Source organism: Dietzia sp. E1 (genome assembly GCF_014145015.1).
Lineage (GTDB): Bacteria > Actinomycetota > Actinomycetes > Mycobacteriales > Mycobacteriaceae > Dietzia > Dietzia cinnamea_A.
Map to the genome: position 1 here is coordinate 1 of NZ_JAALDU010000242.1, position 9,464 is coordinate 9,464.

General features: G+C 70.9%; 9 protein-coding genes. 4 read left to right on the forward strand and 5 right to left on the reverse strand.

The genetic code is table 11. The features are described 5' to 3' along the window. Positions 1–308 (forward strand): amidase family protein (locus tag G6030_RS08885; protein WP_241724262.1); only part of this gene is annotated, 308 nt, incomplete at its 5' end. A 377-nt stretch (positions 309–685) separates the two neighbouring features. On the opposite strand, the gene G6030_RS08890 is transcribed toward G6030_RS08885, so the two are convergent. The 4 genes from G6030_RS08890 to G6030_RS08905 all read right to left on the reverse strand — a co-directional run bounded on the left by G6030_RS08890 (position 686) and on the right by G6030_RS08905 (position 6,088). Further along, positions 686–2,287: an ABC transporter substrate-binding protein gene (locus G6030_RS08890; protein WP_182642885.1), complete on the reverse strand. Its 1,602-nt coding sequence runs from the start codon at positions 2,285–2,287 to the stop codon at positions 686–688. A 200-nt stretch (positions 2,288–2,487) separates the two neighbouring features. After that, positions 2,488–4,095: an ABC transporter substrate-binding protein gene (locus G6030_RS08895; protein WP_182642886.1), complete on the reverse strand. Its 1,608-nt coding sequence runs from the start codon at positions 4,093–4,095 to the stop codon at positions 2,488–2,490. Continuing rightward, positions 4,092–5,129: an oligopeptide/dipeptide ABC transporter ATP-binding protein gene (locus G6030_RS08900; protein ID WP_182642887.1), complete on the reverse strand. Its 1,038-nt coding sequence runs from the start codon at positions 5,127–5,129 to the stop codon at positions 4,092–4,094. Before G6030_RS08900 ends, G6030_RS08895 begins: the two co-directional genes overlap by 4 nt. Then, the gene (locus tag G6030_RS08905) at positions 5,126–6,088 is read right to left on the reverse strand and encodes an oligopeptide/dipeptide ABC transporter ATP-binding protein (protein WP_182642888.1); all 963 of its coding nucleotides are present in this window, start codon (positions 6,086–6,088) and stop codon (positions 5,126–5,128) included. The genes G6030_RS08900 and G6030_RS08905 overlap by 4 nt, the downstream gene beginning before the upstream one ends. Positions 6,089–6,331: 243 nt before the next feature. Between G6030_RS08905 and G6030_RS08910 the strand changes: the two genes are divergently transcribed. The 3 genes from G6030_RS08910 (at position 6,332) to G6030_RS08920 (ending at position 9,249) form a co-directional block, all read left to right on the forward strand. After that, positions 6,332–7,450 (forward strand): ABC transporter permease subunit, encoded by a 1,119-nt coding sequence (locus G6030_RS08910; protein WP_182642889.1) that lies wholly within the window; start codon positions 6,332–6,334, stop codon positions 7,448–7,450. Further along, complete coding sequence (locus tag G6030_RS08915; RefSeq protein WP_182642890.1) at positions 7,443–8,378, forward strand: ABC transporter permease subunit; 936 nt, start codon at positions 7,443–7,445, stop codon at positions 8,376–8,378. Before G6030_RS08910 ends, G6030_RS08915 begins: the two co-directional genes overlap by 8 nt. Before the next feature lie 118 nt (positions 8,379–8,496). Further along, positions 8,497–9,249 carry a TetR/AcrR family transcriptional regulator gene (locus G6030_RS08920; protein ID WP_182642891.1) on the forward strand — a complete coding sequence of 251 codons (753 nt, stop codon included), beginning with the start codon at positions 8,497–8,499 and terminating at the stop codon, positions 9,247–9,249. Here the strand turns inward: G6030_RS08920 and G6030_RS16490 are convergent. Beyond that, positions 9,205–9,464 (reverse strand): SUMF1/EgtB/PvdO family nonheme iron enzyme (locus G6030_RS16490; protein WP_182642892.1); only part of this gene is annotated, 260 nt, incomplete at its 5' end. The two genes, G6030_RS08920 and G6030_RS16490, sit on opposite strands and share 45 nt — an antisense overlap.

Consider the following 9,464-nt stretch of genomic DNA (forward strand, 5'->3'; position numbering starts at 1 on the left):
CGGACGGCGTGGATGTGCTGATGCTGCCGACGCTGCCCACGACCACCCCGGAGCTGGGCTACCTCGACGTGACCGACCCGGAGTCGATGTGGACCCGGTCCTCGGCGTTCTCCGTGTGCACGAGCATGTTCAACCTGTCGGGGCAGCCGGCGATCTCGCTGCCCCTCGGCACCGACGACCGCGGCCTACCCGTGGGGGTGCAGTTGGTCGCCGACTACGCGCGTGAGGACCTGCTGCTGCGGCTGTCCGGGCAGCTCGAGGCCGCCGCGCCCTGGCAGCGCGTGGCGCCCGGGTACGCGGGGTGGTGAGGGGGGGTGCGTGGGGTGCGGCTCTGGGTGAGAGGTGTGCGCGGGGTGTAGCCCACGGCTGCGTTCGTGCAGCCGCTCCCGTCGATGGCGTCTCGCCCACCCCGCGGTGCGCGCGAGACGCCATGGTGGCGTGCGGCTGTGCTCGGCGGGTGGGCGGGTGAACGCGCCGGCGTGTGGCCGGGCGGCGAATGCGTTAGCGTGCGGCTGTGTCTGAGCGGGCGAATGCGCCGGCGCCCGCTGAGGTGCTCGGCACGCGGCCGGCCCGGGCACTCCCCCCGGGCACACGCCGCCCGGATAGACCTCGGCCCCGGATCCATCGAACTGGATCCGGGGCCGTCGGCTCTCGGGACTACGTCAGTCCGCCAACCGCGAGTCGATCACTCCTCGACGAACGCGCCGTCGAACAGCACCGTGCCGTGCAGGGTCGGCGAGACACCGCGGACGGAGTCGTCGACCACGACGTACTCCTGCGCGTTGGCCAGCACCGCGAACGGCACCACGCGGTTGTAGACCTCCTGCAGCTCGGTCAGCGCGGCCTTCTGCGCATCGAGGTCGGCGGCAGCCTTGAACTTGGTGACGGCCTCGGTGAGCTCGGGATCGTCGACGCCCGGGATGTTGAGCGAGCCACCGGGGGTCATGGCGCTGGCGAACGTCGAGGCCGGGTCGGCGTCCGAGGGGGACAGACCGCCGATGACGGCCTCGAAGTCGCCTGTGAACTGGCGTGCGACGACCTGGGCGACGGGCGCACTCTGGATGGTGACGTTGAAGCCGGCCGCGTCGAGCAGGGCCTTGACGGCGACGCCGGACTCCATGTTCTCCGGGCTGTCGGCGACGAGCAGGGTGAGCTCACCGTTCCAGTCGGGGCGGTCGGCCTTGACCTCGTCGAGCAGCGCGGTGGCCTCCTCGACGTTGAACTGCGGGCCCTGCTGGCCGTCGTAGAAGCGCGAGGACTCGGCGATGATGGCGGAGGTGGGCTGGCCCAGTCCGCCGGTCAGGCGCTGGTCGATGAGATCGCGGTCGAGCGCCTTGGCGAAGGCCTGGCGGGCCCGCTCGTCGGTGAGGACCCCGTCGTAGCCGGCGTTGCCCGCGTTGAGGTTGACGATCGAGCCGGCGCTGGTGATGGTCTCGAAGCCCTTGTCACCCGCGTCCTGGGCGGCGGTGACGGTCTTGGCACCGCGCAGGAAGCCGACCTGCACCTCGTCGGTCTGGAACGCCTCGTAGGTGCCCTGCGAGCCGGGGATCCGGATGAACTTCAGGGTGGGGCACACCGGGCCGCCGTAGTAGTCCGGGTTCGGCTCGAGCACCAGCTCCTGGTCCGGGACGTACTCGGCCACGGTGAACGCACCGGCGCCGATGGGGTTGCGCGCCCACTCCTGCGGGTCGGCGGCCTCGTACGCCTTCTTGGGGATGACCTCGCCGCCGGCACCGGCCAGCAGGATCGGGAAGCCGGCCCACGGCTCGGCCAGGGTGAACTCCACGGTGAGCGGGTCCACGACGCGGGTCTGCTCGACCTGCATGGCGTCGGTCATCGCGTTGGACACCGTCGCGGGGTCCTTGTGCAGGTCGATCGTGAAGGCCACGTCCTCGGCGGTGAGCGGGTCGCCGTTGGAGAAGGTCACCCCGTCGCGCAGCTTGAGCGTCCACACGGTGTTGTCCTCGGCGGACTCCAGCGACTCGGCGAGCTTGGGCTCGAACTCCGCGGTCTCCGGGTTCCACGTCATGAGGCGGTCGTAGACGGCCGCCGACTCGGTGGCCCCGCGCACGCCGAACATGCCCTGGCCGGGCGCGAAGGACGGCAGCATCGCGTACTCGCCCATCGTGATGGTGCCGCCGACCCGCTCCTCGGTGCACCGCTCGGACTGGTCCGGGGCAGAGGCGCCGGAGGCGTTGGCGGCGGGGTCGGATCCGCCACCTCCACACGCGGTGAGGGCGAGCGTGGTCGCGGCGAGGACGGCCAGAGCGCTGGTGGCGCGGGTCATCTGTTCTCCTGATCGTGAGGTCGCGGCGGGCCGGTCGGCACGCCACGGAGTCGGTGGTCGGCAGAGAGGTGCCCCGGGCTCTCACCGGTGGGCGGGAGCCCGGGGCACGTCGGTGTCGTATGGGGGCGGCGCCGACGGGTTCAGGGCTCGTCAGCGCCGCCGGGGCGGGTCACTCGATCACGAGGACCGCCGGAGCGGGATCACTCCTTGACGAAGGCCCCGTCGTACAGGACGGTCGAGGACAGCGTCGGGGTGAGGCCACCGACGGTGTCGGCGACGGCCACGTACTGCTCGGCGTTGGCGATCACCGTGAACGGCTGCACCTCGTTGAAGACCTCCTGCAGGCGCGTGAGCGCGGCCTTCTGGGCGTCGAGGTCGGGGGCGGCCTTGAGCTCGGTCACCGCGGCGGTGAGCTCGGGATCGTCGATGCCCGTGAGGTTGGTGGCACCGTCCGGGCTGAAGGCGCTGGCGAAGGTGGACGCGAGGTCGGCGTCCGAGGGCGCCAGGCCGCCGATCACGATCTCGTAGTCGCCGGTGAACTGACGCGCCGTGACCTGCGAGACGGGGGCGTTGTCGATGACGACGTTGAACCCGGCGGCGTCGAGCATCGCCTTGGCGATCACGCCGGCCTCGATGTTCTCGGGGCCGTCGGAGATGAGCATGCGCAGCTCGCCGTTCCAGTCGGGACGGTCGGCCTTGAGCTCGGCCACCAGGGACTTGGCCTTCTCGACGTCGTAGGCCGGGCCCTCCTGGCCGTCGTACAGGCGGGACGAGTCGGCGACCAGTGCGGAGGTCGGCTGGCCCTCGCCGTCGTACAGACGCTGGTTCCACAGGTCCCGGTCGATCGCCGCGGCGACCGCCTGGCGGGCGCGGACGTCGGTGAGGATGCCGTCGTAACCGGCCTTGCCGGAGTTCATGTTGAGCACCGAGCCGGAGCTGATGATCTCCTCGAAACCGCGGACGTCCTCGTTCTGCGCCATGGTGCTGAACTTGGCGCCACGCAGGAAGCCCACCTGGACCTCGCCGGTCTTGAAGGCGTCGTACGTGCCCTGCGAACCGGGGATGCGGATGAACTCGAGCGTCGGGCAGACCGGCCCGCCGTAGTAGTCCGGGTTGGGCTCGAGCACGGTCCGCTGATCGGGGATGTACTCGGCGACGGTGAACGCGCCGGCGCCGATCGGGTTGCGCGCCCACTCCTGCGGGTCGGCGGCCTCGTAGGCGTTCTTCGGGATGACCTCGCCGACGGTGCCGGCGAGGGTCACGGGGAACCCGGCCCACGGGTCGTCGAGCGTGAACTCCACGGTGAGCGGGTCCACGACGCGCGCGTCGGAGATCTCCATCGCGTCGGTCATCGCGGTCGACCGGTTGGCCGGGTCCTTGTGCAGGCCGACGGTGAACACGACGTCCTCCGCGGTGAGCGGGTCGCCGTTGGAGAAGGTGACGCCGTCGCGGAGCTTGAGGGTCCACACGGTGTTGTCGTCGTTGGCCTCGAGGGACTCGGCGAGCTTGGGCTCGAACTCCTCGGCCTCGGGGTTCCACACCATCAGCCGGTCGTAGACGGCCGCCGACTGGGCGCCGCCGCGGACGCCGTACTGGCCCTGGCCGGGGGCGAAGGACGGGAGCATGGAGAACTCGCCGACCGTGATCGTGCCACCCGCCAGGTCCTCGGTGCAGCGCTCGGACTGGTCGGGGGCCTGACCCTCGGCTCCGCCGGCGGCGGAGGTGGACTCGTCGCCGCCTCCACCACACGCGGACAGGGTCAGGGTGGCGGCCGCGAGGACGGCCATGACGCCGGTGGTGCGCTTCATCGGTTCTCCTGGAGGGGGTGGTGGCACGCGACCTGGTGGCCGGGCGCGATGGTGGTGAGCGGGGGACGTTCGGCGGCGCAGAGCTCGGTGGCCCGGGGGCACCGCGTGCGGAATCTGCAGCCGGACGGGGGGTTCAGCGGCGAGGGCAGCTCGGAGCTGGTCGCGGTGATCGACTCCTCGCCGAGCGTGTCGGCGAGGGTGCCGCCGAGCGTGGGGGCCGAGGAGATGAGCAGCATGGTGTACGGGTGGGCCGGGGCCCGGTACAGGGTCTCGGTGTCGGCGACCTCGCACACCATGCCGAGGTACATCACCGCGACACGGTCGGCGATGTTGTGGACCACCGACAGGTCGTGGGAGATGAACACCATCGTCAGGTGGTAGCGCTCCTTCATCTCCTCGAGCAGGTTGAGGATCTGGGCCTGCACGGAGACGTCGAGCGCGGAGACCGGCTCGTCGCACACCAGTACCTCGGGCTCCAGGACGAGCGCGCGGGCGAGGGCGATGCGCTGGCACTGCCCGCCGGAGAACTCCGACGGCCGGCGGTCGCCGGCGTGGGCGGGGTCGAGTCCGACCGCCTCGAGGGCGGCGTCGACGCGGCGCCGGATCTCCTCGCGGCCGCCATCGACACCCTGGATCTCGAGGCCCTCGGCGACGATGTCGCGCACCTTGCGGCGCGGGTTGAGCGAGGAGATGGGGTCCTGGAACACCATCTGGATCCGCTTACGCGCCTCCTTGAGGGAGGAGCCGGACAGCGCGCACAGGTCCGTGTCGTCGACCATGACGCGCCCGGCCGAGGGACGCGGCAGCTGCAGCATCGCGCGGCCGAGGCTGGACTTGCCACAGCCGGACTCGCCGACGAGGGCGAGCGTGGAGCCGCGGGGGACGTCCAGGGAGACGTCGGTGACGGCGTGCACCGTGCCCTTGCGGGTGTGGTACTCGACGGTGACGGCGTCGACGACGAGCTTGGCGTCGGCGGGCCGGCCCGCGGTCTCGGTGGCCGCCGGTCCGGCGAGGTCGGGGGGAGAGACGGTCATGATGCCTCGCTGGTGGTGCGCATGGGAGCGGGGACGGTCGGATGCAGACAGCCGACGCGGTGGACGGAGAACTCCGGGGTGAGCCCGGGCGTGCCGGTGAGGTCCTCGAGCGGCGGGTCCACGGCCAGGCAGTCGTCGGCCACCCGCGGGCAGCGGGGGGCGAACCGGCAGCCGGCGGGCATCTCCCGCAGGTTCGGCGGGCGACCCTCGATCACCGTGAGCACGGTGTGCGGCGGCTGGTCCGGACGCGGGATCGAGTCGAGCAGGGCTCCCGTGTACGGGTGCGCGGGCTCGTCGAGCAGCGCGCGGGTGTCTCCGACCTCGAGGAACCGGCCGGCGTACATGACGCCGATGCGGTCGGTGTGCTGCGAGACCACGGCCAGGTCGTGGCTGACGAGGATCATCGCCATGTCCGAGTCGGTCTGCAGGCCGTGCAGCAGGTCGAGGATCTCGTGCTGCACGGTGACGTCGAGCGCGGTGGTGGGCTCGTCGGCGATGAGCAGCTTGGGCTCGCAGGACAGCGCGATGGCGATGCCGACGCGCTGACGCATGCCGCCCGAGAGCTGGTGCGGGTACTCGTTCAACCGGGTCTTCGGCGACGGGATGCGCACGCGGGTGAGCATCTCGACGGCGCGGTCGACCGCGTCTTTGCGGCTCAGGCCCAGGTGGTGGCGCAGCGGGTCGATGATCTGTCGACCGATCGTCCGGATGGGGTTGAGCGAGGTCAGCGGATCCTGGAACACCATGGCGACCTCGCGACCCCAGAACTTCTGCGCGTCCCGACGGGTGAGCGACAGGACGTCGCGGCCGTCGAACCGGACCGTCGAGGACGGGTCGACCCGTGCGGTGGACGGGGCGATGCCCATGATCGACCGGACGAGCATCGACTTGCCCGAGCCCGATTCGCCGACGATGCCGATCGTCTCGCCGCGACGCAGTGAGATGTCGACCCCGTCCACGGGCGTGATGCGACCCGCCGGGGTGTCGATGTGGGTGCGCAGGTCCCGGACCTCGAGCAGCAGGTCCGTGGTCCCGGACCCGCTTGGTGGTGCGGCGGCGATGGCTGCCTCCTGGTGTGAGTACCGGCTCTAAGTCATGTACTTAGAACGTGTTGCTGTGACGAGTATCACGAACTAGTGTGGCTGCGTCAAGATGATTAAGTAACCGCCTCATGCGGTGACTGAACGAAGGGTCCTCCCCACGTGCTCAGGTTCATAGGCGAACGCGCTCTGCACGCGGTCGTCGTCGTCATACTCGCCGCGATCGGCGCGTTCTTCCTGATGGAGGCCGTCCCCGGTGACGCCGCGGCCTCGGCCGTCGGCTCGGGCGCGACCGAGGAGCAGTATCTGGCCGCCAGGGAGGAGCTGGGTCTCGACGATCCGCTGGCGGTCCGCTTCGCCGACTGGGCGGGCAGCATGCTCTCGGCCGATCTCGGCAACTCGCTCATCCAGCCCAACCAGCCCGTCACCGAGATGATCGGCAACGCCCTGCCGGTGACCATCCAGCTCGCGTTCCTGTCGATCATCCTGTCGCTGGCGATCGCCGTGCCGGTCGCGGTGTGGTCGGCCTACCGTCGCGGCGGGGTGTTCGACCAGGTGGCCTCGATCGTCGCGTTCGCGTTCATCTCGGTGCCCAGCTTCGTGGCCGGCCTCCTGCTCATCTACCTGCTGGTGTTCAACCACTCGTTCGCGCAGCAGCTCATCCTCGGCCTCGCCGCGGTGGTCGGGCTCGCGGTGGCGCTGTCACCGCTGGGTCGCCGAGGCGGCCCCGGCGCACCCGGCGTCATGTGGGGCAGGGCGCTCATCGCCGGCCTCGCCGTGGGCGGGGTGCTCGCGGTGATCGCCACCTTCCTGCCCGAGTTCCCGCGCCAGGGCTACGTGCCGCTGGACGAGGGGCTGGGGGAGAACCTGCGCAGCATCGCGCTGCCCGCCCTCACGCTGGCGCTCATGGAGGTCGCGATCTTCACGCGCGTCCTGCGTACCGACATGATCTCGACCCTGCAGCAGGACTTCGTCCTCTCGGCGCGCGCCAAGGGCATGCCCACCGGGCACGTCCTGGTCAAAGAGGCCCTGCGGCCGTCGACGGTCTCCATCATCACCCTCGCCGGCATCAGCCTCGGTCGCCTCATCGGCGGCACGGTGGTGGTCGAGCGGCTGTTCAACCTGCCCGGGATGGGCACGATGATCGTCGACGCCGTGCAGAACGACAACCTTCCCGTGGTGCTCGGTGGCGTCATCGTCATCGCCGCCTTCTACGTCCTGGTCAACATGACCGTGGACGTCGCCTACGCACTCATCGACCCGAGGATCCGCCGTGGCTGACATCGATACGACCCTCCCGCGCGGCGCGTCCCCCGCGACCGCGACCGCGACCGCGACCGTCGCGGCGGACGCACCCGCCCGGCGTAAGCTCCGGCTGCCCAAGCTCTCCGGGCTCGGCACGTGGGTGGCCCTCGGCTGGACCGTCCTCATCGTGTTGGGCGCGCTCATCGTCGACTTCCTGCCCCTGGCGGAGGCCCGCGACCCGGCGCTCGCCCTAATGACGCCGTCCCTGATGCCGCCCGACCTGGCGTCGGACTACCCCCTGGGTACCGACCGGCAGGGCCTCGACATCCTCGGCGGCCTGCTCTACGGCGCCCGCGTCTCCATCGTCGTGGGTATCGGCGGTGTGATCATCGGCGGCCTGATCGGCGGCACGCTCGGTCTCATCGCCGGCTATAAGGGCGGCTGGGCCGATCGCGTCGTGTCCATCATCAGTGACGTGCTGCTCGCGTTCCCGTCCCTGATCCTGCTCATCGCGATCATCACGGTGCTCGAGCCGACACTGCTCAACGTCACGCTCGCGCTGGGCGTCATGGTGGTGCCCTCGTACGCGCGACTCGTTCGCGCCAACGCCATGAGCTTCGCCGGCCGCGAGTTCGTCACGGCCGCCCGCTCGCTCGGCGCCGGCGAGATCCGCATCATGCTGCGCGAGGTGGCCCCGAACATCGTCGCGCCCGTGCTGTCCTATAGCTTCATGCTGGTCGCGGTGCTCATCGTGGCCGAGGCGTCGCTGAGCTACCTGGGGCTGAGCATCCCCCGCCCCGAACCGACGTGGGGCAACATGATCAGCGCCGGCCAGCCCGACTTCGAGCGGTATCCCTACCTCGTGGGGATCCCGGCGTTCGTGCTGTTCCTCACCGTCCTGAGCTTCAACCAGCTGGGCGAGGCAGCCGGCCGCAAGTGGAGCCCCGGCGCGGCCAAGATCTGACCCGAGCGGCCGGCCCGCAGGGGCCGGCCGACGCGGCCGCGACACAGTCGGCCGACCGAGAAGGCGCAGTCGACCGAGAAGGCGTAGTCGACCGAGAAGGCGTAGAGGAGTGGGCCCGATGGAGCGGACGAACGAAGGCCCGGACGACGCCGGGGCGAACGGCACCTCCCAGCCCAGGGACGCCAAGTCGGCGATGATCGAGATCGCCGAGAAGCTGATCGGCGAGCGCGGTCTCGACCGTGTGTCGATGCGCGACGTGGCCACGGCCGCCGGGCAACGGAACAACTCGGCGGTGCAATACCACTTCGGGAGCCGGGACGGGCTCATCCGCCAGGTGCTGCGGCGCAGGCTGACCGCCCTGGACACGGTGCGGCAGCAGCGCCTGGCCGAGATCGACGAGCAGGGCCTCGGCACGGACCTCACCTCGCTGGTGCGGGTGCTGTTCGAGCCGATCGTCGAGTTGTTGCGGGCGTCGCCGGACGCCACCCACTACGCGCGCTTCCTGCAGCGGGTGGGTCCGGTGATGGGACCGGAGGCGCCGGAGGTGCGGCTACGCACGGCGACCGACGACGTGGTGGTGCGCCTCATCGACGTGTGTTCGCACCTGCCGCGGCGGGTGGCGTTCGAGCGGATCGATCTGGCCACGCAGATGTTCACCGGCGCGCTGGCGGTCTACGAGGACCGGCGCGACGCCAGCAGCACCGTGGTCAACACCGACTTCGAGAAGGTCGTGGCCCACCTCTACGACATGATCGAGGCGGCGCTGCGGGCCGGGCAGGGTGCGGCCGGTCCGGGTGAGGCCGGGCAGGGTGAGTCCGCCCCCGGCTCACATGTCGCGAACGCAGCGGAAGCCGAGGTTGGCGGTCGCTGACCCGGCCGTATTGGCCGACCGTGCCGCCACCCGGTAGCGGTAGCAGTACGAGTCGTGGCACAGGTAGGACCCGCCGCGCATCACCCGCCAGGTGTCGCCGTCCGTGGTCGGGTCGTCGGCGGTGGCCGCGGCACGGTCCGGGTCGGGGCCCCCGCCCGGGAGCGGGCCCCGCGGGTCCTCGCGTGGTGAGACCGCGTAGTAGCCCGGGTCGAACA